At 49.4% G+C, this 26,268-nt stretch carries 21 protein-coding genes; 12 read left to right on the forward strand and 9 right to left on the reverse strand.

Annotated elements, in window-relative coordinates:
- Positions 1-42 precede the first annotated feature (42 nt).
- From B8987_RS12815 to B8987_RS12835, 5 genes are all read right to left on the reverse strand, one after another.
- The gene (locus tag B8987_RS12815) at positions 43-639 is read right to left on the reverse strand and encodes a hypothetical protein (RefSeq protein WP_040767032.1); all 597 of its coding nucleotides are present in this window, start codon (positions 637-639) and stop codon (positions 43-45) included.
- Between the two features lie 567 nt (positions 640-1,206).
- Positions 1,207-2,103 (reverse strand): DUF309 domain-containing protein, encoded by an 897-nt coding sequence (locus tag B8987_RS12820; RefSeq protein ID WP_020373673.1) that lies wholly within the window; start codon positions 2,101-2,103, stop codon positions 1,207-1,209.
- A gap of 158 nt (positions 2,104-2,261) precedes the next feature.
- The gene (locus tag B8987_RS12825) at positions 2,262-2,918 is read right to left on the reverse strand and encodes a precorrin-2 dehydrogenase/sirohydrochlorin ferrochelatase family protein (protein WP_020373674.1); all 657 of its coding nucleotides are present in this window, start codon (positions 2,916-2,918) and stop codon (positions 2,262-2,264) included.
- Positions 2,915-4,459: a hypothetical protein gene (locus B8987_RS12830; protein ID WP_020373675.1), complete on the reverse strand. Its 1,545-nt coding sequence runs from the start codon at positions 4,457-4,459 to the stop codon at positions 2,915-2,917. The genes B8987_RS12825 and B8987_RS12830 overlap by 4 nt, the downstream gene beginning before the upstream one ends.
- 559 nt (positions 4,460-5,018) lie before the next feature.
- On the reverse strand, positions 5,019-7,157 hold the full coding sequence (locus tag B8987_RS12835) for an MMPL family transporter (RefSeq protein ID WP_084661663.1): 2,139 nt from the start codon (positions 7,155-7,157) through the stop codon (positions 5,019-5,021).
- Positions 7,158-7,721: 564 nt separating this feature from the next.
- Between B8987_RS12835 and B8987_RS12840 the strand changes: the two genes are divergently transcribed.
- From B8987_RS12840 to B8987_RS12865, 5 genes are all read left to right on the forward strand, one after another.
- The gene (locus B8987_RS12840; RefSeq protein WP_020373678.1) at positions 7,722-8,189 is read left to right on the forward strand and encodes an NUDIX domain-containing protein; all 468 of its coding nucleotides are present in this window, start codon (positions 7,722-7,724) and stop codon (positions 8,187-8,189) included.
- A gap of 127 nt (positions 8,190-8,316) precedes the next feature.
- Positions 8,317-8,970 carry an HAD hydrolase-like protein gene (locus tag B8987_RS12845; RefSeq protein WP_020373679.1) on the forward strand — a complete coding sequence of 218 codons (654 nt, stop codon included), beginning with the start codon at positions 8,317-8,319 and terminating at the stop codon, positions 8,968-8,970.
- A 272-nt stretch (positions 8,971-9,242) separates the two neighbouring features.
- Complete coding sequence (locus tag B8987_RS12850; protein WP_020373680.1) at positions 9,243-10,115, forward strand: DUF6671 family protein; 873 nt, start codon at positions 9,243-9,245, stop codon at positions 10,113-10,115.
- 102 nt (positions 10,116-10,217) lie between these two features.
- A complete protein-coding gene (locus tag B8987_RS12855) occupies positions 10,218-11,165 on the forward strand; it encodes a LysR family transcriptional regulator (protein ID WP_020373681.1) in 948 nt (315 codons plus the stop codon).
- Between the two features lie 782 nt (positions 11,166-11,947).
- A complete protein-coding gene (locus B8987_RS12865; protein WP_040767067.1) occupies positions 11,948-12,583 on the forward strand; it encodes a histidine phosphatase family protein in 636 nt (211 codons plus the stop codon).
- A gap of 472 nt (positions 12,584-13,055) precedes the next feature.
- Here the strand turns inward: B8987_RS12865 and B8987_RS12870 are convergent, their stop codons facing one another.
- Positions 13,056-13,961, reverse strand: coding sequence for a cupin domain-containing protein (locus B8987_RS12870; protein WP_020373684.1), 906 nt, complete (start codon positions 13,959-13,961; stop codon positions 13,056-13,058).
- Between the two features lie 270 nt (positions 13,962-14,231).
- A complete protein-coding gene (locus B8987_RS12875) occupies positions 14,232-14,834 on the reverse strand; it encodes a CGNR zinc finger domain-containing protein (RefSeq protein ID WP_020373685.1) in 603 nt (200 codons plus the stop codon).
- A gap of 365 nt (positions 14,835-15,199) precedes the next feature.
- Between B8987_RS12875 and B8987_RS12880 the strand changes: the two genes are divergently transcribed.
- The gene (locus tag B8987_RS12880) at positions 15,200-16,456 is read left to right on the forward strand and encodes an APC family permease (RefSeq protein ID WP_020373686.1); all 1,257 of its coding nucleotides are present in this window, start codon (positions 15,200-15,202) and stop codon (positions 16,454-16,456) included.
- A 277-nt stretch (positions 16,457-16,733) separates the two neighbouring features.
- Here B8987_RS12880 and B8987_RS12885 read toward each other — a convergent pair whose 3' ends face one another.
- Positions 16,734-17,528: a Fic family protein gene (locus B8987_RS12885; RefSeq protein ID WP_020373687.1), complete on the reverse strand. Its 795-nt coding sequence runs from the start codon at positions 17,526-17,528 to the stop codon at positions 16,734-16,736.
- Between the two features lie 436 nt (positions 17,529-17,964).
- Between B8987_RS12885 and B8987_RS12890 the strand changes: the two genes are divergently transcribed.
- Both B8987_RS12890 and B8987_RS12895 read left to right on the forward strand, forming a co-directional pair.
- A complete protein-coding gene (locus tag B8987_RS12890) occupies positions 17,965-18,294 on the forward strand; it encodes a hypothetical protein (RefSeq protein ID WP_020373688.1) in 330 nt (109 codons plus the stop codon).
- Between the two features lie 21 nt (positions 18,295-18,315).
- Positions 18,316-18,735 carry a hypothetical protein gene (locus tag B8987_RS12895; RefSeq protein WP_139793556.1) on the forward strand — a complete coding sequence of 140 codons (420 nt, stop codon included), beginning with the start codon at positions 18,316-18,318 and terminating at the stop codon, positions 18,733-18,735.
- Positions 18,736-18,887: 152 nt separating this feature from the next.
- Here B8987_RS12895 and B8987_RS12900 read toward each other — a convergent pair whose 3' ends face one another.
- Complete coding sequence (locus B8987_RS12900; RefSeq protein WP_020373690.1) at positions 18,888-19,466, reverse strand: metalloregulator ArsR/SmtB family transcription factor; 579 nt, start codon at positions 19,464-19,466, stop codon at positions 18,888-18,890.
- A gap of 279 nt (positions 19,467-19,745) precedes the next feature.
- Between B8987_RS12900 and B8987_RS12905 the strand changes: the two genes are divergently transcribed.
- The 4 genes from B8987_RS12905 (at position 19,746) to B8987_RS12920 (ending at position 26,252) form a co-directional block, all read left to right on the forward strand.
- On the forward strand, positions 19,746-20,717 hold the full coding sequence (locus B8987_RS12905; RefSeq protein ID WP_020373691.1) for a tetratricopeptide repeat protein: 972 nt from the start codon (positions 19,746-19,748) through the stop codon (positions 20,715-20,717).
- 201 nt (positions 20,718-20,918) lie between these two features.
- Positions 20,919-21,545 carry an ATP-dependent Clp protease proteolytic subunit gene (locus tag B8987_RS12910; protein WP_020373692.1) on the forward strand — a complete coding sequence of 209 codons (627 nt, stop codon included), beginning with the start codon at positions 20,919-20,921 and terminating at the stop codon, positions 21,543-21,545.
- Between the two features lie 157 nt (positions 21,546-21,702).
- Positions 21,703-24,264 carry a M1 family metallopeptidase gene (locus B8987_RS12915; RefSeq protein ID WP_020373693.1) on the forward strand — a complete coding sequence of 854 codons (2,562 nt, stop codon included), beginning with the start codon at positions 21,703-21,705 and terminating at the stop codon, positions 24,262-24,264.
- A 413-nt stretch (positions 24,265-24,677) separates the two neighbouring features.
- Positions 24,678-26,252: a hypothetical protein gene (locus B8987_RS12920; RefSeq protein ID WP_020373694.1), complete on the forward strand. Its 1,575-nt coding sequence runs from the start codon at positions 24,678-24,680 to the stop codon at positions 26,250-26,252.
- Positions 26,253-26,268 lie beyond the last annotated feature (16 nt).

Here is a 26,268-nt window from a genome sequence, read left to right on the forward strand (position 1 = left end):
GCCTCTCACTCCGGAACAATCATGTTTTGTATGCGCCTTCGATTAAGGGGCGATAGTTAGATAGACCATAATGAGGATGATTGTCACTTGTAGGAGGCCTTGCACAGCCGCTAACCGACGGTTGCGAAAGATAAGGCGGGTTAAGCGGGAAGGGTCGGGATGCGGTCGCGCCATTTCTTTGAGCATGGAAAGACTGGTCGGCAGCATAATACCCAGTCCGACGACGGTTAAAGTGACGGTCACGAATCCGGCGGCGACAATCCATCCGAAGATGGTGCTGTGGGTGGTGGCAAACCCGTTATATTGGGCAACATACCATCCGGCTGTTCCCGTGGTGAGACCTAAAACAGGCATATAGAGTAAAGTTTTGGGAATGAGACGGGATTGAACCGCTTTTCGTTCGCTGGGCGATAGATGTTTCCAAATGGGGCCAAGAAGAAATCCGAGAAAAATATCGGCACCCGTCCATAAGGAGCCCGCCATGACATGGGAAAACAGAAGCAGATAAAAGCTATGAATAATGAGGGCCAAGACCATTAATACGGGCAGTATCAAAATCCACCAGGTGAGAATGCGCCAGGGTATGGTGGGAAAAGGCATAGGGTCTTTTGAGTTTTTTGGAGTGATGGGCGTGGGCATGATCATGCTCCATTTCGTAACGTCAATGATTGCCGAACGGTTTCAACGGGTCGCTTCTCTTTTGATTATAAGCAAGACTTTAAGCGCGTATGGGGCTTGATACGATTGATGAGACGTATAATATTTTGATGCCTTGATTATCTCATTCGTGTTCCCTGTCGGGGATTAGCGGAGTCGAAGCGTTAGGAAATCAGTCTCTCAAGGCAATAAGTCCTGAGTAGGTACTGCGCCAACTGGCTATTTGCACGCGAAAAATGGCTTCCGCGTCATCAGCTCTTGCTGGCCGAATGTGATACGGGAAAGAAGCCATAGGATTATCCCTTCCTTTCGTCCTTCCTTTTCGCTTTAAGAAGCCCCGAGGGCACCGAACCATAGTCTTGGCAAACTGCACGGACCATGGCACTTGGGGAAAAACCTCTTTTTCAGTGTATCAAAACACCACTGACCGTGGCCACCTTCCAGTGCTTCGACAGACTCGATCTGGCCTGCGGCCCTTACCAGAAAAAAGCTTCAGCATTCGGTCGGGACACGCTTCTGAGGGAGCACCTAGAGTTCGTGAGCTTAGGCTCAGAACGGTGACCATTCGTAGCGGGCCCACCGAATGAGTGCCATTCTCTCAAAGGCATTTAGTAGGGGTAAAGGGGTTTGCTGGCTCAGTTTAATTTGCCACGATTTGATGCTAGGCAGTAGAAGGGGAGGAATACGCGTGGGATCTTGGACGAATTTGCCTAAGATTTTAGACGCTCCGGTGAACTGCTGCCGCTGCCAATGGACAAACAGGGCGGCAATCCAAATCGTGCTTTGAGAGCGGGTATCATGGTGTTGGCGCCATAAGGCTTCAATGTCCTCATGGGCAGAAAAATACTGCTGTTGCATGAGGTGATGGTTAAACAAAAACCACGATGATCCCTCGAGATCCTTGGTATTCAACGGGTAATAGGCGTATATTCCATGCCTTGAGGGCTCAGATTGGTAGAGAACCACCCCTGTGATATGGCCGACGAGGGGCGTAAAGAGATTGAGGGCCAGATGACGGCTACGCGCAAGCAGCGTATCACCCAAATGAGAAGCTAGGGTGACCCCGGGAATCCACGAATGGGATAAGGAGGTGGACAAAAGGCGGCCCATGCTGGGAGACAAACATTTTAACCAGTGATCATAAAGATTCTTCAGGGGAGCATGAGGTAAGACCTCAATGAACAAGTCATGGGGCGCATGCGGAAAAGTCGTGATTTTCTCAAGCAACAGAGCAGGCAGATGCGCCGAGGAAGGGAATACACATTCTTCTAACCCCTTTTGGATCGAAAAGGGGTCCAATCTTTCCGTGCTAAATAATGTCATATGGGGTCCTAGAACAGGATCGAATTCTTTAGGCCTCAAGCCGGCTTTTGTGAGTGCCGCACAAACCTCTGCAATAGCTCGAGTGCTCTTCGCATCCCATAGCAGGGCGAGCGTGTACTTCATGAGTTTAGTCCTTTAAGGTTAACCGTGTTCACCGACCTTCCAGGGTTTGTATCATGCAAAACTTAGGAACAGGTACGAATAAAAGTGTAAACCATTTAGGATGGGTCGGCACAACCAAAAAAAACGCCGTGCACAAGTGAAAAGCATTGGGTGTCTTGTCATGGCATTTCTTCTTGCCAGCAAGGAATGTCGGAATAAGCGGGATCCATCTCTCCCTGTGCGCGTACAATGCGAGAGACCAAGTGCTTGTGAACATAATGTTGGGCCCATTGCTGCAAGTGTGCTCTTTTAACCGAACTAGCCTGTTCCGAACGCTGACAGCGGTAATAATAGAGTTTCGAAACCAAAGGAGCCCACGATCCATCAAAAAGATTTTCGAGAGCCAGGCGCACCTGCTTGGCCAAGCTTGGGGCTTTTCCGCTTGTTGAGATGCCGATCACCAAATCGCCTCGCCGTAATTGGCTGACGGCATAAAAATCACACAATGACGGCACGTCGGCAACATGGAGCCAGGCATGGTGTTGATGAGCCCATTTTTGAATCACCGCGATGTGGGGGCTCAGCCTATGGATATCGGTAACAAACACCAGTTTAGCACCCACAAAATCCTGTTCACAGACATCGCGGTGATAATAACTCACACGGCCTTCTCGAATATCACTCTCAACTGGGCTATCTGGATCGCGGGATCCATAGAGTTCCACGACGGCTCCCGTATCAAGAAGGCTTACAATACGTTCGTGTGCCAAGGCGCCTGTGCCAATGATCAGAACTTTTTGTCTTTCTAATTCAATGGCGATGGGCAATGCGCTCATGATGAGGCCTCCTGGGACACCACGGCACCTGGGTGTCCGTCCGGATTCTCATGCATGAGGCGATCAGCAAAATGGGTCAATATCACCTCTTCTAACGTGCGGGTGAGCTGACTGAATGGAATTTGCCGGTAAAGACGTTCAGCAATCCGGGCCTTGGGACCAGACTGTCCTCCAATGAAGATATCAGCCCCTTCTTCCCACTGCTCTCCCACTTTCACTTTGACCCCGGTTAAGGCGATATCGGCCAATCCTTGCTGGGTGCAGGCATTCGTACACCCCGAAAAGGAAATGGTGACACTTTGGCGTAAGCGGATGTCAGATGACAATGTCGACAAAATTTGGGAGAGGGGTTCTTTGGTATGGGTAATGGCTAAGGGACAATGGGGTTTGCCCGTGCAAGCCACGGCATTACGCTCGAGTAATGGGGGATCTGGAGAATATTTGGTCAACAGCGGATGTTGGGAGATGGCTGAGACATTTGTGATATTTAACAGCACAAGATCTTGACTGGGCAAGAGGTTCAAATCCCCAGATCCTCCACGCAGGGCGAGGTTCCCCAGGGCTTCGAAATCGTCCGCTGTTATGCTGCCATAGGGGACGTGAAGGCCCATGTGAACTGCATGAGGTTCGGTAGAAGGGATAACTCCTAAGTGATCATGATGATCCAGTGCTCGCAGGTCCACGCCCGCTGGTTGCAAAGGATGCCTAAGGCGCTGTTCGATTTCCGCCCGCAGATTTTCTGCACCTTTTTCTAAAACCAAGGTGCGAAGACGGGACTTGGAACGGTTGGTTCGGAGTCCCTCGTCCCGGTAGATATCTAAGAGGACGGTCGTTAAGGGCACGACGTCTTCCGGTGGGACGAAAACGTTAAGCGCCATGCCGATTCCTCGGTATTGGTGAGCCAAAGCCCCACCCACTAACACGTTAAACCCGGTGACGCCATGGGATGTGGCGGGAATAAAGCCGATATCATTGGCTTCCGCGTGAACACAATTGGCAGGACACCCTGTAATGGCGATATTGACCTTGCGGGGAAGATTGGAATAGCGTGGATGATATTCAAAGAGGCGCGACAATTCGCGAACCACGGGCCGTGTATCGAGCACTTCGTCTGCCAGTTGTCCCGCTAAGGCACACGTTAAGATATTGCGCCCGCTATCCATTCCGGTTTGCCAACTGGAAAGGCCGACGTCTGTGAGCGCTGAAAAAATGGCCGGAACATCTTCAAGGGCAATGTAACGTAGTTGAATGGATTGCCTCGTGGTTAAATCCATGTGTCCCTTTCCGTAACGTCGCGATAAATCGGCAATCCGCTGCCATTGGGGTGGCGAAAGACGGCCACCGGGAATACGAAGACGTAACATAAATAGCCCGGGGGTTGATTCGCGGTAAAATAACCCTAACCATTTGAGACGCACCAAGTCTTCAGGACTAATGGATGACACTCCGTCCTCAATCCACTTGGGAATATCCTCTAATACGGCTAATCCGTCTTTTTCGCGTTTAATGCGTTCAATATCTGCGGGAGTGACTTTTGCCATGCACATCACCTTTCTTCAAGAACCGAAAGCATGAGAACACATGAGAGATTGCAGTATAAGAATTTAAAAACATTACTGACCTGCCATCATAATCGAACAAGATCTTACATAGATACGGAAGTAATCTAACATTAATAATAAAATATATGAACAAAATTAACAAGGTTTATGAATGAATCCGCCCGCCATACACAAAGAGAGATGGTCGTACGAGAGGCCATGATCTTGGCAAGACGTTGACCAAGGCATTGACCAAGGCATTGACCAAGCAATTGAAAGATTTATGCGATGAGGCACCGAAGGGCAAGGGCATCATTTCCTTTACTGTTTGAGGAGAAATGCCGTGACTGACCTATCGAGAACAGGCCTATCTTCTTACGGCTCCTATTCAGAGAAGCTCGGATACGGTGGCTGGATGATTTTAAGGTTCTTAACCGCATGATGCTGGGGCTAAAGGGGGGATGAAGAACGGTTACAACCGATTGGCTGACGGGGAAAGTCTCCAGCCCATTACGTTAGGGGGGACTTTTCTTGATTGTTTGGTTGATGACTTGATCATTTAGGTCCCTGGCCACCAATTCCAGGATCCTAATAGGCGCATAATTGACGGAACGAGGACTAAGCGCACGATGGTGGCATCAAGCAAAATGGCGATACCTAATCCAAGGCCGAGTTCCTGCATGAATTCTAATCCAATCACACCAAAGGCAATGAACACGGTCACCATAATGAGCGCAGCTCCGGTAATAATGCGGCCGGTATCCGCGAGACCTTGGGCAATCGCTTCGGAGTCGGGATAGTGGTCATGATGATAATCCATAATGCGAGTTAATAAGAATACTTCGTAATCGGTCGAGAGCCCAAATAGAACGGAAAACAAGATAAGCGGCGTGGTCCAATCAATGGCTCCCGCCCCCCCGATTCCTGTAATCGGGCGGGTTAATCCCTCTTGGAAAACCAAGACGAGAAGACCAGAGGCTGCGGAAACCGATAACAAGTTCATGAGGACCGCTTTAATGGCCAAGGCTAGGGAGTGGAATAGTCGAAAGAGCAAGATCATGGTGGTGATCGCAATGAGCACGGCGACAATGGGAAGCCAGTGCAAGATCAGCGCGATGACATCCACTGTATAGGCGACCCCGCCGCCAATGAGCACCGTGCCTGAAAACGGATAAGACAAAGACCTCAAGTGGCGCACTAAGGCTTGTGTGGCTTGCGATTCCCCACGGGAATTGGGAAATACGGTGAGTAAAAAGATGTGTCTAGACGGTGATAAGGCGTCATGGAAAATAGCGGGAGGGAGCGCCTTAAAGGCCGCTGCTGGCAAGTTAGGCAGCGGCGGCAGCACTTGATGAACGTCCGGTTGACGAAGAAGTTGTGCTCTGATGGTCTGAATTTGCTTATAGGTCGAGGGCGTATAAACGCTCGAGGATTTTTTCAGAACCACCCATAAAGGACTGCCGACCCCGGGAAACGTGTGCTTAAGCCATAAATCATAGGTTTGCCGGGTTTGTGAAGATGCGGGTAAGGTGTCGACACCAGGATTCCAAAAATGCATAGTAGTGACCGGCCATGCCAGGAGTAACAAAAGGGTCCCCGATGCCAAAAGACTCCATAGGGGTCGTTTCATCACGCGGGTTGCCCACGATTGCCACCAGTGGCTTGGCTTTTCTAACGCTTTTCGGTAAGGCCAGTCTAACCACGGATCTAAAACCACTAAAATGGCGGGTAATAGCGTGAGCGCCGCGATAACAGTGGCTAACACCGCAGCTAAGGAACCGAGGGCCATTGAACGCATTAAGGGTTGATGAACTAAGAGCACCACGGCAAAAGCCGCGGCGACAATACTGCCCGAGAACAAAACGGCCCGTCCGGCGGTGTTGGCGGCAAGATTGGCGGCATCAGGGGCTTTGTACTGTTGTCTTGCCAAGCGGTAACGGTGGACCATTAATAGCGCATAATCGATTCCGACCCCCAGGCCAATCATGGCGGCAGCATCTTCGACTTCGGGTGCAATGGCGATTACGCGGGCCAGGAGGTCGATTCCGGCTAAGCCTACCGTAATTCCTCCAAATCCTATGGCGAGGGGGCCAATGGGCGCAATGACACTGCGAAAAATCCAGACCAGGGCAATGAGGGTTAACGGGAAACTCCAGATTTCGGCCGTTTTTAAATCTTTATCGACTTGATCAGTAAATGAGCGTTCGAGAGGGACTAGACCCGTTAAGCCTCCTGTAAGGCCAGGGGGTGTTTTAGCGAGGAGCTGGCGGATGGGGACAACGGCCTTGGTATCGGCCAGGGAGTTGGTGGTCACATGATTAAAGAAGATGGTGCCATACATCACATGGCCATCGCTTGACATAATGAGTTGATGGACCGAAGGAACCGAGGCGACCCCGGGAACCTTGCGCATGGCACGTAAAATCTGTGTCATCGCCTGGGTATACTCGGGCTGATTGACATGGTGAGGGGAATAGAACACGACGGTTGCCGTGGAATTCGCCAAGGTACCAAAATTTTGTTGAACAATATCTTGGACATGCTGGGAAGGACTGCCTGGCACACCAAGACCGTCGGTCTTGAACTGGTGGGTTAAATTTAACATAAACGGCAGGGAACCGATAAAAATCACGGTCCATAAAATGATCGTGTGCCAAGGATGGTTGACAATCCATGACGTGATCGTTTTTCTGTTCACACGAACCCTCTACCTGCGTCTCCGACATGATTCCTTAATAATGGTGTTGCGTCCATCGTGCGCTCTTTGTTACCGCACGAAGACAACGTGTAATACGTGCGGACACATCGTTTTCAGTCTACTGCATATACCTGTTCTGTCAATTTTTTAATCTGTGTGTTGACGAATTTTATCGAGGGATCTCTCCTTAATGCGGGTCTTTTCGGACAGGCTAGTCTTCTCTTTTGCTGTACTGTGAAGATTCTAGAACACGACCAATGCGAAATATGAGGCGGTCACGGAATGAAGGTTCTTTAGCTTCGGACTCTAGATACTAGTTTAGGGCGTGCTAGGCGTTGAATGGATCATGGGCGGGTTCATGGAAGAGCATCCTAATCCCGGTCTCATCTCAGGCCAACTACCTTCTCCGCTATGTCTTTACCCTATTTCTCCTCCTCCGGTATTTTGTTGTTTTAATAGCGAATAGGTACTTCTCCTTAAGGCAAATCGTTTAAAATCATGAAGAACGATCTGGTTCCCTTGCTTGCCATGCGATTTTAAACTTGTTAAAGGGGGGTGCGGACCATGCCGATGTCACCCTATTACCAACAGCTCCGTGAAAAAATCGGAACAGACCTCATATTTAATCCGGCTGTGGCTGCTGTGATTCACAACGCATTAGGTCATGTGTTATGTGTTAAATCCCAAAATGGGGAATGGGGACTTCCGGCCGGTGCGATCGAAATGGGTGAAACGCCTCGGCAAGCCGTGATTCGGGAAGTCGCGGAAGAAACCGGACTTCTGGTAGAACCCCGTCAAGTGTTGGCGGTTCTAGGCGGAGAAAAATTTCGCTGGACATATCCTGATGGCAATGCTGTGGAGTATTTCATCATCGTTTTTCGCGGCCAAGTCATGACGGGTACGTTACAGCCCATCGACGGCGAAGTCACAGCCTTCGAATATCGTACACCGGAAAGCCTTAGCACGCTTTCTTTGCCTTATCCTTTAGAGATCTTTGCTATCGACTATGACAGGGGACCCTATTTTGATTGACAACGCTCGGTCATGAAATCCGGAATGATATTCCCACATCTTCTAATTCATATCAGTGGCCTTAGAATTGTGGTCCTGAGAGTCTGTGACCGACTGGCATTGAGCTACAGCGAGGAAGGAGAAACTTATGCCCAGATATTCGGTCGTGCTCTGTGACTTGGACGGAACCCTGAGTGATCCGAAGGTAGGAATTACCCGTTCAGTGCAATATGCCTTGCGAAAAATGGCTCTCCCCTCGGTTCCCAAATGTGATGAACTTACGTCTTTTATCGGACCTCCTCTTCATGAATCCTTTATTCGTTATGGATTGACGGAAGCTGAGGCGTGGCGCGCGGTGAGCTATTACCGGGAATATTTTGCGGTACACGGACTTTATGAAAATGATTTGTATCCTCATGTGAAAGCCACATTGGAAAGACTGGCCCATGATGGCGTCGCTCTCTGGCTCGCCACATCCAAGCCGACAGGATTTAGCGAACAAATTCTCGACTTTTTTGGCTTGCGGCCGTTGTTTACTGGGGTGGTGGGAAGTGAATTCGACGGGAGACGTTCGCGAAAAGTCGATGTGTTACAGCACATTATCGAACAAACTCCTGGGGTTAGCCGGGAGCTTTTTCTTATGGTCGGGGATCATGAACAGGACATTCTGGCGGCATCGACGTGGCATATGGACAGTGTAGCCGTCGAATACGGATACGGCTCCCCTACTGCCCTTTATAAGGCTTGTCCGACATACCTGGTGAAACAGTTTGATGAAATTTATCCCATTGTGAAGGGTTAAGGGGGAGCAGAAGAAAAAATTTTTCAAATAGCTGCCTTGATGTCTTGGGGGGCTTAAGACATGTCGTCCCTAAAGATGATCAGGGAGAGCTGATACGGTTTGCCGCGAAAGTGATAGTGTCCAAGACCGCTCAAGGGACGCCAAGCCCCTGAGGGGTTGTGTTGGTGGGCTCTGCCTCTTGATATATGACATAAGATTCATGATAATAATAGCATAATTTGACTAGGCTGCCTTCAAGGCGGCTTTGACCCAATGAACAAGGGAGAAGATCAATGACGCCAGGATCAAAGCGGAATCATCCGTACCACGGGCAGAAGGTGGCTCTCGCTACGAAACATGAAAAAGAACATGTGGTAGGCCCGCCTCTACAGGAGATCGTAGGTCTTGAGGTTTGTGTACCTCCTCATCTGGATACGGATGTATTGGGCACATTTAGCGGCGAAATTCCCCGAAACGGGACCCCAGCGGAAGTGGTGATACAAAAGGCCCGGATGGGAATGGATGCCTTAGGTCTTCCTTTAGGTCTAGCCAGTGAAGGAAGCTTTGGTCCCCACCCTCAATTGTTATTTGTTCCGGGACATCACGAACTTTTGGCCTTCGTCGATGATCGTCTCGGCATTGAAGTGACCGAACAAATTCTCAGTACGGAAACGAACTATGCGCATATAGAAGCCCATCATGTCGATGATGTAACAGACTTTCTTCAACGGGCACAATTTCCCTCACATGGATTAATTGTCCGCCCGAATTCGGGATTTTCCTCAGGCTTGCTGTTCAAGGGAATCATCAATCTTGAGGATCTGAAAAAAGCTATCGAACAATGTAGGTCGGCCTCCGAAGATGGCTTAGCCCATGTCGAAACCGATATGCGAGCTTTTATGAATCCTAGCCGGCAACGGGTACTCCATGAACTGGCCATCAAATTGGCTCATCGGCTGGCTTCTTTATGCCCTCACTGCAGAACACCGGGCTGGGGCAAAGTGGATGTCGTTCGCGGGTTGCCTTGTGCGTGGTGCGGTGAAGAAACCCTTTTGGTGCGAGGAGAAATTTTTGGGTGTGCATTGTGTGACTACCGCGAAACGCATCCGCGTTCAGACGGACTGGAAGTGGCGCCGCCTGATAACTGCCCCTGGTGTAATCCCTAAGAATGAGAGCTAACCGGTGGCTCTTCACCGATGACAAATAGGCGGTAGAGAGGTTTCGCGGGTCCTTTAACAAAGAATCGTGATGTCAGGAGGAAACGGTGCTTGAGAGAAGATGAGGTTTTAATCAACCTGCATCAATTACGCGTATTTCGCACGGTGGCCCGGCATATGAGCTTTTCGCGCGCGGCAGAAGATATGATTTTAAGTCAACCGGCGGTGTCGATGCACATCAAACATCTCGAAGAAACCATAGGAATGCCACTCTTTGAAAAAGTGGGACGGCAAATTTATCTGACCGACGCAGGCACACAGCTTCTGGAATATAGCCAGCGGGTGTTCAACGCCTTGCAAGAAACGCGAGAAGCGATGAGTGCACTGCAAGGCGGGAACGCCGGACGACTCCGGGTGGCCGCCGATACGACGGCTGGCGCCTATGTCGTGCCGGAATACCTGGGCATTTTTCGACAAAAGTTTCCCCGCGTGGATATCAGTCTTGATGTAACCAATCGCCGAACCGTTATCGAACGGCTCTTAGCCCGTGAAATTGATTTGGCCGTGATTGGCCAATTTCCTCGCGAAGAAGAATTGGAAGCGACTCCTTTTTTAATCAATGAACTGGTCGTGATTGCTTGGCCGGAGCACAAATTAGCGCACCGTCAAAAAATTCCTTTGAATGCGCTGGCCAAGGAATCGTTTTTGATGCGTGAGGAAGGTTCGGGAACCCGTGCCACCACGGAGCAGTTTTTTGGGGAATCAGGCATCAGAGTGCGTATCGGTATGGAATTGGCTAGCAATAGTGCGATTAAACAAGCCGTGGCGCACGGTTTGGGAATAGCCGTCGTACCACGCCGTGCCATTGAACTAGAACTCCGTACGGGGCAGCTAGTAATTTTGGACGTTCAAGGGTTTCCCCGGGTGCGCTACTGGCACGTCGTTCAACTTCGTGATCGATTTTTGGCACCACCAGCTGCTCATTTCAAGAATCTTCTTCTAAGCCATTCCCATCCTGCCTTAGGATCGATGCAGGCAGGAGGTCCTCACCAAGAATAACGGGGAGAGTTTGATTTGAGGCTCCTCACGAACTCTTTTCTTGGTCGAGGATGGAGTTTTAAGAACAGAACCATCGTCCCTGGCGTGGAAACCGCCCTAAACGCGAGAAAATAATGGGCGGGCGAGGTCAATGCGGGATCAATATCCGCGGACAATGACTTTGAAAGAATCCATCATCCAAAACTTATAGGTGGTTTTGTGTTTCGGTATTAGTCAGCGCATAGTAATGCTGGTACGCTAACTATGCGACGACAAGACAGAACAGGATGCAAGATGAGGGCCAGCATCACATCTCAGGGAAGAAACAAAGATGCGTCATTTCTAAGGGCCATGATGAAATGCCTGTGGGGCCTATGCCATGGTCGTGGCGTGGCCGAGGTGAAAGAAATCCTTGATATCAGACACTTCTGGAACAGTGGGAAAACCGGACGATGGAGGGACTTCCTTGGGCCAGAAAACGGATATATCTGCGACAATCCCTGATGATTTGTCTTCCGCCCACGCTCGCAGTCCGCCTCTTTTTCCATCAGGAGAGAATTAAGCTAGGACACTATCTGTAGACCGAGGACTTTATGCCCGAGTTGCAGAATGCCGTCAATTGGGATGGGGAATGGAACCCGTGAGGCATGGACAGCCTTTGTTATGTTGAAGTTGACCGAGGTTCCATCTCATTACCGGACGATGGTACCTAAACACTTTTGGATCACAAAACGAAATGCCCCACAAATGCATCAAGGCAGAGATAACAGAGAGGTAACACAACGGAGGTAACAACATTGTCGATGACAACCTTTTACTTTATTCGTCATGGCGAAACCGAGTGGAATAGTAATCAAAACCGTTATTGTGGACGCTCAGATATTGCGTTAGCCGAAACGGGGGTATTTCAGTCTCGAATATTAGCCAAAATGTTAGGGACCATCCCTTTTGATAAAGCTTTTTCCTCACCCTTACTACGGGCACGAAAGACGGCATTACCGATTACGGAACGATTAGGACTTCCTTTACATCTTGATGATCGGTTGAAAGAAATCGACTTTGGGGACTGGGAAGGATTAACGCAACAAGAGATCGAGTCGAATTATCCGCAGCAATGGCAATCATGGATTGAGGATCCCACTTTCAACAAAGCAGGAGGCAATGGGGAATCCGGCATTGACGCGGCTCAACGCATGAGAAGTTTTGTTGACGATATGGTAACCAGTCCTTTCGAGACCATTTTGGTGATATCGCATAATACCGTGATGCGTCTATTTATTGCAGCGTCTTTGGGGCTCTCTTTAGTGAGTTACCGCAATTTCGAAATCGAAAATGGAGACATATGGGTGTTAAACATTGATGACTCGGGCTTGATCAAATGGAAATCCGGTCTGCATATGACCCATCTCATGATGCAAGGGATCGAACCTTTGATGTGAATCGTCTCCACTGTGGGTCTGATAGCCACAGGCACGATAGCGATAGGTCCGGCCCGCCACCTTATTGAGATGACCACAAAAGGATTCATCTGTCCTCTTTAAATAGGAGCAGGCAATCGTTTGTCTTATGAACGATTCAAAAGGGCGACTTTTCGCGTTTGTTAACATCTCGCGATGAAGGCCATCACTATGTCTACTTGGAGTCGTTGGCGTAATGAGCGGATGTTTGTTTGTGTTATTAAGTCAACCATCAATTGTGACATCAAGCCATATTTATTAATAACAGATTAACAACATGCGCCGAACGGCGACTACTGTTTTTGGAATTGTGTCGCCCATAGCGTGATGATTTATCGACTCGACCTGGTCGTGTATTTTTTTGCTCACAGGTATGAAACAGTCCATATATGCTATGCGCCAACATGTGTGTAAACCATGCAATCCAAATAAAGTCCGAAAATATTGATTGCCGTCAACGCGGTTTTCTGGGGTCTGTTCCCGGAATATTGGCCGGGACCCAATGGCCATCATCTTGTCGGACATAGCCATCATCATAATGTTGCTTCAGATCCCAAGCCGAGCCCAGGGATGAGATGACTTGGGCACCACGCCAACCTTCGCCTCGCCACAGCAGTTCCCGTTGGTCGGGATAGTAGATGATATCTTTGCTCCTCAGTTCACGGTCCGGCCAAATTTCCATATCGAGTACCATGATGCTTTCTCCAAGAGAGGCAACCAAGTGGCTAGTTAAATCCGGACCCGTTGGCTTCCCAATGAGAGTTCCCGGACCGACCTCCAACTCATGAGATCCCATTCTCAACACAGCGCGTCCAGACAACACCAAGTAATACTCATCCACCGCGGAATGGCTGTGCAGTCGAGCGGTGGCACTGCCTGGGGGAACGACCTCGACTCGCATGAATGCTCGGCCCACGCCTAATAGCGGCATGAAATAGTGCGCCGTCTCATTTTGCCCATACGTTGTTGTCAATTGTGCCTCCGCCTCACTTCGAGTATCTTCTCCGAACACATTGACTATCGGCGCACGCCAGCAATTGTGCTCGCTTGGTCCTTGACGGTGGTCAATGATGATGTCTGACCAAAAGGACGCTAATCGAATGACAAAATCTTCAGCAGCCGGTGTTAGTGGTGGTACAACGCAGAATACCGTCTCAGGACTATCTGGGCGAATACGGCCCGTCATATGGCCCATGGCTTCCCAAAACCAGCGCGCTAAGGGCACGCTTTGTTTCCCGTCTCCCGCTGGAATATCGCCGAGTGCATCCGGTAGAAAAAGTTGCCATGCCAGATCCCACCGAATGACTGTGTTTGGGGGTTCGGGAACGTCCATTACCAAGACGATTTTTGTCTGTGTCATCGTCTCTACTCCTTCTTGTTATGATGAACACGACTTGGGCCTGATTAGATGTCGCTTCTGGGGTCTCGATTATGAGGTCTTATTATCTAGTATTATTCAAAAATTTCTGGTTGTACAGAGGGCCTGGGCCATCTAAGCATTGATTTATGTCTTCGTATGATCCCTTACCTCGTGGTAAATCAACGATGGGTGTTGTTCCAAGTCTACTCTCTTAAGGGGATGATTGGTGCTGAGCATACCATTTGCGGAGGATATACCATAGCACAATGGTTACCGTTTAGGGACTGCGCCAGAACGGGTTTTGCTACCTTTGTTTTTAGCTCGATATCGGGCAACTTTTTGACGATTTCCGCAGGTTGCCATATTACACCAGCGACGGTGTCCGCCCCGGGATGTATCGACAAAGTACCGGATACATTGCTCGTCTTCACATTGGCGGATGCGTTCAGAGGGAACGCGTTGCAACGTTTCCGCCAGACTATGGCTAATACGCCAAAGTATATGCTGAGACGGGTCCACACCGTGGATCACTTCGTGAAATTGACCTTCGTTCCATATGACATGAGCCTTTAGGTTAAGATCTTCCAGCCACTGATTCCACCGCTTTAGGGCATCGCGTAAGGGTGTGTGATGGGTCAGCGCAGTGGCAATCAGGAGACAGATCTCACGAAGATCTCTTAAAGGCTGTAGCATTTGGCCAATAAATATTGGGTTGTCCACAGGATGAGAAGAGACAATATCTGGGAAATATTGCTTAATCCAATCTAATAAACCTTCAGGCGTCTTGAGGTCATCGACCTCGTGACCGTCATGAAGATATCGTGTGTTCACTAAAGCGGTCCATAAGGTCAAGGATTCGTCGGTATCCATCATCGACATCCCTCCATTTGGAGTGTAACCGGTAAATTTTCTATTTACAAGTGTTTCTTTCATTTGGTAATGTAACCGGTAAATAGTTATTAAAACGGTGTCTTGTTTTTCTCATGAAGGAGAGTCAGAAAATTGATTGTGTTACAGATTTTCGGGTAAAACCATGGCGAATGTGAGGTGGCGATGTATCACACTGGGGAAGGACCAATTCACTGAGGACTAACGAAAAGATATAGGCCGCAATTGAGAGGATAACGGGGGTTAAGGCACTGCGATTAAGGAACGAACTATCCATGCAATGGGCTAAGAACTGCTTGTTACTCATGGCAGGAGCCTAAGAACGCGGCTCTTAACGGGAGGGAGATATCGTGTTAAAAAGAACACTGACGATCTGGGATGCGGTAGCGTTGACGATTGGATCGGTTTTGGGTTCAGGCCTGCTCTTGTTGCCCGGTCTGACTTATCACGACGTTGGGTCGGGCGGTGCGCTTTTGGCGTGGTTGTTCATGGGGATGATGGCGATTCCGTTCATTCTCATCTTTTCGAATCTAACTCAACGGCATCCCGATGCCAGCGGCATCGCGGGGTACATTGCTCAGGCATTCGGTTCCCGTTGGTCCAAGGGGGCGACGTACGTTTTGGCGGGTACATTTCCCGTAGGAATTCCGGCGTTGTCCTTAATTGGTGCCAATTACGTGGCGTATGCGCTAGGACTTAACTCTTGGCAGACGATGGCGGTGGGATATGGGGTTGTGCTGTTGGCAGTCGGAACTAACTGGATGGGCGTCAAGGCGGGGACCAGGCTTCAAAATATTACCGTCGCGTTGCTGAGTGCGTTGCTCACCGTCACGGTCTTTTTGGTATTGCCGCATTCCCGTCTGGCCCGTATCAGTTGGCATCTAGCATGGCATCCCTTGTGGCAAGCGATGGCTTTGGTGTTTTGGGCGTATTTGGGATGGGAAAACATGTCGTTTACGGCAGAAGAATTCCGCAATCCCCAGCGTGACTTCCGTTTCAGTTTATTCATCGGATTTGCCGTGATTTTATTGCTGTACTTGGGTATTACCTTTTCTGTGGTGACGATTTTACCCCAAACAGCTGCCGTTACCACAAAAGCCCCTATAGCAGGTATGTTTCATCAGATATTGGGAGGGATTGGTGGCGACCTGGTGGCTCTTTTAGCATTCCTGATTACGGTGATTAATGCCAACGCCTGGGTTTGGGGTGGATCACGCCTGTATTATAGTGGAGGGCGTGATCAGGTATTACCGCCCTTTTTAGGCCGTATCGACAATGCATCAGGCGCTCCGCGCCATGCCTTAGCCACCTTGTGGATTTTGTATACCCTTAATTACGTGGGGATGGCGCTATGGCATTATTCCATTACCACCTTAATTCTAAACTTTAGTCAGAATTTCTTGGTCCTTTATTTATTAAGCATTTTCGCTTATTTCAAGCTTAATCGCTCGTGGCGATCCCGTTTATTGGCTGTGATGACCTTGATCGTGACCGGGATATTTATGGCCGTGTTTACATGGATGTTGCTCTATCCTGTTCTGTTGTTTGCTATCGCGTGGTTGCTTCCGCTACGACAGCACCAACACGCAGCAGAATCGGTGCCATAAGATCATGGGATGAAGATCATCGTCCAGCGAGGGGATCGACGTATTTTATGTGGGATCCAATCCACTACGGGCAATGTTATGTTCGCACACGGATTTCGGTTTTCCCCTTTCCTTGGAGAAATTAAAATAGGGCAGCATGGTCCATGGGTATGGCAGTTCAGCTTAAGTAAGGTTTATTCTTTAAAGACCCTTAAGAGAACAAGACCCATTATGATCTTTCATGGCAGAATTATCGTTAGACAAAGAGAACCACGATACATGGCCGGACTTCTCCCTCTTAGTCAGAGTCCAGATCCTGAATAGGGGGCATGGAATTAGTGTGGCGAATCGCAAGGAGGTAGCGTTGCTGCATCCAATCCACTGCTTCGGCGGTTACGCGGACGAAAGGATCACGATCTTGAGTGACCTGGGCTCGTTCTAAGGTCGCAAGATATTCTGCGCGAGACGTGGCTGGATAGGATGCTGGAGGATACCCCTCTCGGAGCAATAGGCCGTTGACGAGAAGCCTCGACACGCGGCCATTCCCATCGATAAACGGATGAATGGCCGCCAGCTGAATATGTGCATGGGCAGCAAAGACAATCGGATGCATCCCTGGGGGCCGATGTGCAAATTTTTGCACAAAATCTTCCATGGCCTTGGGGACACGCAGCGGGTTAGGGGGAACGTGTTGAGAGCCGCGAATAAAAACAGGAACGGTGCGGTAATGTCCTGCCTCTTCGGGTAGGATGCCAGCCATCGTCAGTCGGTGCAGATGGATCAAAAGCTCTTCTGTAAGTGGCTCCGCGGATCGGACCCATGCGTTTAAGGCTTCCCATGCCTTTGCCACATTGGTCACTTCTAAATGTTCGCGGAGAGTTTTTCCGCCGATGGTTATCCCGTGTTCTAATACCACTTGGGTTTCGTGCAATGTCAAGGTATTACCTTCGAGGGCTGTGGTGTCGTGTGCAAAACGAATGAGAAAATCGTCTAACAAACTGCGCAGAGTAGCTTCTGGCAGAGGACGCGCCTGAGCAATTTGGTCTTGCTGCTGCGTCACACGTTGGAGTAATTGTTCCAGTGATTCGGGCATGGCGATTCTCCTAGGCATGATGTGATGTTGGAGGTCATCATTTGTTCATCAAGACGCTCTTTTCTAGCAGTATACCGTATTTAGAGGGTGGTCAGATCTGTTATCTTCCATATGATGGAATATAGTTAGCTGGTAAGATGCACGAGGCGCACGAGATGTCTTGTCCAACGCAGGCTTGTTGGCAAACAACTTGTTTGCCTGCAGCATGATGGAACTCCTCGTCCTTTCATGCCGAAGTTCGGCATGAGAGTTTGTTGAGTCGTATGCAAGACATGTTTCTCATTATTTTACGGGTAAGAAACGGACATGGCTACAAATCATGGTCGAGTAGAATTTGAAATGACGCTTTTTCTGGAACTCACATCGTTTGGCGAACACTTTGCGGTGACATCCATATTATGGAATTGAAAACCAGCAAATTGGAAGGAGAATGACGATGCGGGTTCCAAAACGATTGGACCAGGCATGTGGTCCTTGCCGGTATGGGCAAAAACCCACGCCGATACCTTCTCTTCCCCTGCCGACACCGATTCCCGAAATCGATGCGAAGGGTGACCATAATGTGCCGCCCGCTCCTTATACCGAGCCCTCGGAAATTTTCAACTTTCGAGGACGGGTGGCCACCGCGATTTTAGCGGGATGGGGCCGCGATAACGCAGGGCATATGGTACGCTTTGGGGGGCCAGGCACCGATGTCCGCTTTATGCAGGGTGAGTATGTGACGGAGGATGGAGAAAAGCACTACGGGACTTTTATTCATCTTTGACTCGACCTCTATCCAAGCTCAGTGAGCTTTCCGAGCGTCAATGACCAATTGCACAGTTTTCATCAGCCCATTGCGTCTAACGGACTGTTTTGGACGACGCCCATCCCAGAGAACGCTTTGCGGATTAGCAAAGACGGGCAGGTAGCGGAGGTCGTGGTCTGTGATTATCCCGTGATTGACCAACCCAAATTTCCCGCACCTGGCCCCACGTATGAGGCCCGAGTGAGTGTACGCATTCGCTGGAAAGGTCTTGGACCGGAAATTGGCTGGTCTAATCCGCCGGAACAATATGAAATCGCTTTTCACCGGGCTACGGCATCCATTGTGTTTGAGGCGTCTGTGCCAGAATTAGGATTTTCGTTCATGAGCCGCGATTACGATAACTCGGAATCATTATTCGCTATGATCGGTAAAGAACGTAATGGCTGTTTCTTTGAATGACCCCTCATTCTGTCTTTGTGGAGTTGCATGATAAGGAACGAAAAGACATTCCAATGAACCCCCAGATTCTCTGGCACTTGTTAGGGAATCTGGGGATAATGTCGTAGGCCATTTTGTGGGAGTTTGAAGGGATATCGCTTATCTAATCCCATCTATTCCGCTGCGGTTAACGTTTCTGGCTCTATGCGCCAATAGATTCCCTGACTTCGTGCTAAGAGTTGGTAGCCAATCAATTCTCGTCGTAACGTGGCATAATCGGGGTGATGACGTTTGATAATGGCATTCACCTCAGATTCCTTATAACGCTGATTCCATTCAAACTGGTTGGCAAGCCATTTTAAAATGACGACACGTTTCTTCCGGCTTGCCGGAATCTCTTTGAGTTCTTCGCCATTTAAGAAATCACGCAAGACTTTGCGTTCCCACGCATCTTCGGGAATAGGGGCGGCCAATCCCGATAGGTGTTCTGGGGTGAGGAGATGGCTAAATTGCCGCAAATTCTCGGCACGCAACTGGTAGATGTGCGTATTGCCCTCGGCAGACATCTGAACTAAGTCCACGTCACGTAAACGGCTAAGATGATGGGATACGGTGGGGGGTTTTAAATTAAGAGCAGCCGCCAATTCTTCGACGCTCGCGTTGCGTGTGGCTAACACGCCCAAAATGCGTAAACGGCTCATGTCCGAGAGGACTTTGAGAAAAGTCAATAAGGCGTCCTGATCATTGTTCATCGGCTTTCTCCTTTGGCAATGCCGTATTCTTTTCCATGCACACCATATCATAACAATCTAATTAGATCAATGTAAAATTAGATAAATAGCAACATATCGGGAGGAGATATGTTAAGGGATAAGCCAGGACAGGAATTATCGTCTGAAATGGCAAGCATCCCAGGGTTATGACCAAGGGCTCGTAAGCTCGGCCTCTGCTGGCCGGAAACCTTAAAAAATGAGAGGATAGAGATGTGGCAATCACGTCCCAGATGAGGGAAATGAAAGGCAAGGCGAGTCATGGAGGATAAGGATATTGAGGAAAAGGCTCAGCAGGGATGGACAGAGTTTCATGATAATCCTCAAGCACTGAGAACCTACTTCACACATCTTGCGGAGGCCTATCCGGACTCCGGCCGCGCAACATTTGAGTTGGCTAATGTGCTAGATTTTCTCTCGAGAGAACATGACGCTATCCCCTTATACCAGCAAGCGATCGGGCTCGGCTTAACCCCCGAATATGAGGCCTATGCGAAGGTGCAGTGGGCAAGTTCTCTACGCAATTTGGAGCGCTTCGATGAAGCGGTGGTCTTATTGCAGGAGGTCATGACCGCCTTTCTCCAGTTCCCTGCCTTTGCGGTGTTCATGGCCATAGCACAAGACAGTCAGGGAAAACCTCGAGAAGCGCTCCAGTTTGTTCTCGACTGGATCCTTAACCAGTGTCAGAGTTCCGATCTCGCCCGTTATCACCGAGCCCTCACACACTATGTGGAAAACATGGGACCCTCAGGCGAAACGCAAGCACCCACATATGATTTTCGCCCTGTGAGAGCTGAAGAAGATATTCCGTGGTCTTTATTACTGTTGGCAGACCCATCAATCTTACGCATTAAGAGGTATTTAGGCAAAGGGCCATGTGTGGTCGCGCAAGGGCAAGAAGGGACCATCGGCGTCTATGTGTTAGCAAAAACCGACGCAAAGCGCGTGGAACTCATGAATATTGCGGTGCACAAAGATTGGCAAGGCCACGGAATCGGCAAGTCTCTTTTGGATCATGCCGTACAGTGGGCGCGTGAAGAGGGATACAAGTGGATGGAAGTGGGAACTGGCAATTCCAGTTTGGGCCCGTTGGCCTTCTATCAAAAGGCAGGCTTTCGCGTGATCGATGTTATCCCAAATTTTTTTGTCAATGATCATGATCCGCCAATTATTGAAAACCACATTGTCTGTCAAGATATGATACGGTTAAGGAAGAACTTAGACGATGCGTGATGTTAGGGGGAAAGGTTCATCCTGAACCAAATAGAGAAATTGTGCATGGGATCATAAAGTTTGCCGAATACGCTATGGTTGTGTCCGGATTCACGCATTGCCAAGGCATGAGAAAAATAGAGAGATCAATGACAAGTCACGGACATCACACTTGTCTTTGGTCAGTGGAAGAGTAGAAACAGCCCGTAAGGAGGAATTGTCTTGCCGTTAGTACCTATTGTGGTAGAACAGACCAATCGTGGTGAACGGTCCTATGATATTTATTCGCGGTTGTTAAAAGAGCGTATTGTTTTTTTATCCGGCATGGTACAAGATGACATGGCCAATTTGGTTGTGGCCCAATTACTCTTTCTCGAAAGTGATGATCCCGACAAAGATATTTATTTATACATAAATTCACCGGGAGGGTCTGTCACAGCAGGCATGGCCATATACGATACCATGCAGTACATTAAGCCCGATGTGGCCACCTTGTGTGTGGGACTGGCGGCGAGTATGGCCTCGGTCTTGTTAGCGGGGGGTGCGCCCGGCAAACGCTTTGCATTACCTAATGCGCGAATTATGATTCATGAGCCGTCGGTTCAGCAATTAGGCGGGAAAGTGACCGATGTGGACATTTCGGTGCGCGAATTGATAGCTACTCGGGAACAATTGGCCAAAGTATTGGCGCAACACACGGGACAATCTATGGCCACATTGCTCCATGATTTGCAAAGGGATTATTGGATGACCGCTGAAGAGGCTAAGCACTATGGCCTTATTGATGATATTACTGTTCCCAGGCGGATCGCGGGTGCTGACGAGACAAAAGGAGACGCCCCACAATAAATCTGACGACTATTGTATTCGGTGTGGTTTTGCCAAACCGGATATGGTTACCTGGATGAAGCGTGCGACCTTAGCCCTGAGATTTTTATTATTATGGGGAATACCGTAATGCTTGAGGATATTTCAAAATGGGCAGGATTTGACCAGGAGGGATTTCATGACAGAAAATGCACAGAAATACCGGCTGCCCCGGACCGTTATTCCGCACCGGTATCAGATCGAGATAACACCCGACTTAGCCGCTGAAACGTTCAAGGGGCTATTACGGGTCGATGTCGAGATATCCCATAACACGGATCACATTATCATGAATGCCGTCAATTTGACGCTATCAGATGTCGTGATGACAGCGAGTACAGGCGAGAGTTATCCAGGTACGGTGATCTATGAAAGGGAATATGAACGGGTACGTCTTGAGTTTGCTGGCGAGTTGACACCGGGACTCTGGACATTGGCTTTAGCCTTTGATGGCCAGTTAGGTCACGATCTTCGCGGATTTTATGTGACTACCGTAAAGCAAAAGAATGGGGAGACGCTGGTCATTGCCTCGACACAGTGTGAAGCGACAGATGCCCGCCGGATTTTTCCCTGTTGGGATGAACCCGATTTTAAGGCGACATTTGCCATCACGTTGGTGGTTGATGCGGATCTTACGGCGTTATCGAACGCCCAGGAAGTCAGTAGTATTGTCGATGAGGCGGGGAAACGGCATGTGCAGTTTGCGGAAACCATTCCGATGTCGACCTACTTAGTGGCATTAATCGTGGGTCCCTTTGAATTAACCGAACCCGAGGCTGGCCACCGAATTCCCGTACGAGTGGCGGCACGTCCAGGGTTTTCCGCTCTCACGGGTTATGCGCACACTTCTGCCGTTAACGCGCTCAATTTCTTTGAGCACTATTTCGACATTCCCTATCCCGGGGACAAACTCGATCATGTGGCCATCCCGGATTTTGCCGCGGGCGCGATGGAAAACTTAGGGTGTATTACATACCGGGAAGAGGCCTTGTTAATTGATCCCGTACAATCCTCTCCGATGGAAAAAATGGAAGTCGTGAGCACCATCGCTCATGAAACAGCGCATATGTGGTTTGGAGACATGGTGACCATGCGCTGGTGGAATGGCCTATGGCTGAATGAAGCGTTTGCCACCTTCATGCAATTATTAGCAACGGATAGTTTGCATCCCGAATGGGATGTGTGGACCAATTTTGGCGTGCACCGGGCCTATGCGTTCAAGATTGACGGTTTGGCATCGACTCGTCCCGTTGAATATCCGGTCGTTTCTCCAGCGGATGCCCAAGGTATGTTTGATGTTTTAACGTACGAAAAAGGGGCGTCTGTTCTTCGCATGATGGAGCAATATTTGAGCCCTGAAGTGTTTCGTCAAGGTGTCAAAGCCTATCTCAACCGCTACCGCTATGGGAATACGGAAACTCAAGATTTATGGAATAGTCTTGAAGTCGTATCTGGTCAACCCATCCGCGAAGTCATGGAATCATGGGTCTTTCAAGGCGGATATCCCTTGGTGCGGGCCACATGGAATCACGGGCGCCATGAACTTGTCCTGACTCAAAAACCATTTCGGTATGACGGGGAAGGGACAGGAACATGGAAGGTTCCCATCGTATTAGGAATCCATACTCGCACCACGGATCTCTCCCAGTCTTTGTTATTAGGCCCTGAGTCCGTAAGTGTGGCTGTTGACGAGGATATGGAGTGGCTTATGGTCAACCGCGGGGGATGGGGATTTTATCGTGTAGCCTATGATGAGGTGTTGTGGCAACGCCTGATGGCGGCATTGCCAGAAATGACGGCTTTAGAGCGGATATCATTAGCCGATGACATTTGGGCTGAGGTGTTGGCGGATGAAGTGCCATTAGCGCAAGCGGTACAATTGTGGCACTCCCTGGGGGATGAAACGGAACCCGACGTGTGGAACTTGATCTTTAGCCATATGATGTTGTTGGACCGGATTGCCGATGATAAGGGCCGTCAGTTGTTGGCTCAATTGGTGAATGAGGTGGCAGCTCCCTTATTCCAGCGTCTGGGTTGGACGCCTCGTGACGATGAGGACGTCAAAACGGGACGCCTGAGGGCTCAAATGGTGCGAATGCTCGGGACATTAGGAGCCAATGAAGCGGTGAGGTCCGAAGCCAAAGCGCGATTAACGGCCCACTATCAGGGTCAAACATCATTATCCCCGGACTTGATTTCTGCCGTCGTTGATGTTGTTGCCCACAACGGAGGAGAACACGAATGGGAAGAAATGTACCGCCATTTCCAAGAAGCCCACACTCCGCAAGATGCTGAACGCTATCTTATGGCATTAGGGAAGTTTCCAGATCCGGTATTAATGACCCACACCTTTTCACTCTGTCTGTCAAAAGAAGTGCGCATCCAAGACGGCTTGTATGCCATCGGCCAAGGATTACAAAATCGCCAGGTCGCGGACACGACATGGACGTTGCTCGAGAATGAGTGGGATGCCGTTACCGCCAAGTTTCCCTCTTATATGATGCATCCTGTCGTCTACGCCTTGCCCACCATCATTGATGATTCGTTGGCCGAACGCACCATTCAGTGGTTTAAAGCTCATCCCTTACCGGAAATGGCCCGGCAATTAGAGCAAACTATGGAGTTGCAGCGGGTGCACCGCCATTTTGCGCACCGGGTGAAAGGACAGCTGGCGAATATTTTACGCTCATCACGAGCTTAATATTGCGGGACAACGGATCAATGCTCAAGGGCACGATTGGAGCTAAGGTGCAAGATGCGCCACGCCGAGAGACTTGATAGAGAAGAGTGGAGGGCCGCGTGATAACGATCTGGACGACCGGATTTCGGCTTAAGCTTTAGAATATGGACAGGATCAAAAGATCAAATGGCAAGGGGATCCCATGATTAAGGCGCTACGTCCTTTTATCGTGGGGTCTTTTCATGTCCTTGAGATGCCGTCTGTCTTCTTAAGTTTTCGTTTCCCGAAACGCTTGCCGTTATCTTGTCTAAAAAGGATTGGACGAAATGTCTTTTTCTTGTCCGATTGGCCACGTTTTAAGAGGAGTTTTGACTTGAGGTGAAGAAAACCATAACAGGAATATCAAGATAGCGAAAGATAAAGGGGAGGACAGAATGAAAGAACTGACGCGCTCAATGATGACGGAGGATCTCGACGAGTTGGTCCGTCTCTTGGCCGAGACCCATCCCGATCCTTTTCGTCACTTTGGCGGTCCTGTGTCTTTTTATGATGCGGCCCATCGCCTTTTGGATTCACTACCCAGCACGTTGTCTTCAACGCAGTTTTGGCGGTTGCTTAGTCCTTTTGTGGCACGACTTGGTGACGGGCATACCGCGATTTATTGTAAACAGCCGCCAGATGCCAGACGCTGGCCAGCCAACTTTGGCATAGTGGGTGAGGGACTCTATGTGGAATCGGTTCGTCAAAGCGAGTGGTTACCACTCCTCGGGGCACAACTGACGGGAATTGATGGGGTGCCGTGGTCCCTATTATTGGACCGCCAACGTCAGTTGCAGGGGTCAGACAATTTTATCGACACTCTTCGCCGGTTGACCAAGACCCTCTCCTCGCGCCCTTTATTAGCCGCTCTTTTGGATTATGACCAGGAACCAAGTACGATACAGGTCGAACTCAAGCCCGCTTATCACCAAGCCCCCGCAATTTACGAATGGTTATGGAATGCCTATGATCATCCCCTTATGGCGCCTGCTAGTGCGGTTCACTGTCCTGAGATAGGGTCTGGCGGTATGAGTTGGGGATTTGTTAATGATGATCACGATATTACCTGCCTGCGCATTGGCGAATTAATGGATTACCGGGAAGCGTTTGAAGATTGGTATATGTCTGGCTTTTGGCGTCCCATTCAAGAGGCGTGGGCCCAGCATTTCCCTCATGAGCCTTTTCAAAAAGAGGCGGTTCCACAACTTTTGGCACGTATCCCTTCGGCTTGTGAGACGCTCGACACGTTGTTTCAAGCAGCCCAGGCGTATAACACGTCGTGGTTAATTGTCGATTTACGCTTTGCGACGGGCGGGCACTCCTTATTGGAAAGCATTTTACGCTATGCATTATATGGGTCCCGTGCACTTTGGAACGATGAGAGTGGCTACCAAGTTCCCCGTTATTCTCCGTTATATCTGAAAAATTATCACGCATTGCCAGAAGGAGCGTCATTAAAATTGGGCGGCTATGATTTCCGTGATAAACGGGCCTGGCAGAACCGGCAGCATCAACGGCTTAACCCCATTACACGTAAACAGGCAGAAAAAGAGTGGGAACAGGAGATAGAGGGTATTCCCACATTAGCCAAATGGGTTCAAGCCCAAAGCACTCAAAAAAAGCGTTGGAGTCCTCAGGTTCTGATGGTGACAAGCGCCCATACGTATAGTGCAGGATTTGATGTCGCAGCGATGTTGTGGCGCCATGGCGCCCGACATTTTGGTGTGGCGCCTGCACAAGCCGGCAACTGTTTTATTGATGTATTGCATTTTGAGCTTCCCCATTCGCAGTGCCGGGGAACCATTTCCTATAAAGAAAGCTGGCTATTTCCGGAGAATCCTGAGATAGGGACGGTTTTGAGTCCAAAATTTCCTCTAACCTATGAAACCTTAAGCGGTTACGGGTTTGATCCGCACGCGGGGATACGGCTGGCACTGGAATATATTCAAGGGCACCGGGAAACGTTCTAAGTTTTCCCCCGCTCAA

Source organism: Sulfobacillus thermosulfidooxidans DSM 9293 (assembly GCF_900176145.1).
In the GTDB taxonomy this organism is placed as follows: domain Bacteria; phylum Bacillota; class Sulfobacillia; order Sulfobacillales; family Sulfobacillaceae; genus Sulfobacillus; species Sulfobacillus thermosulfidooxidans.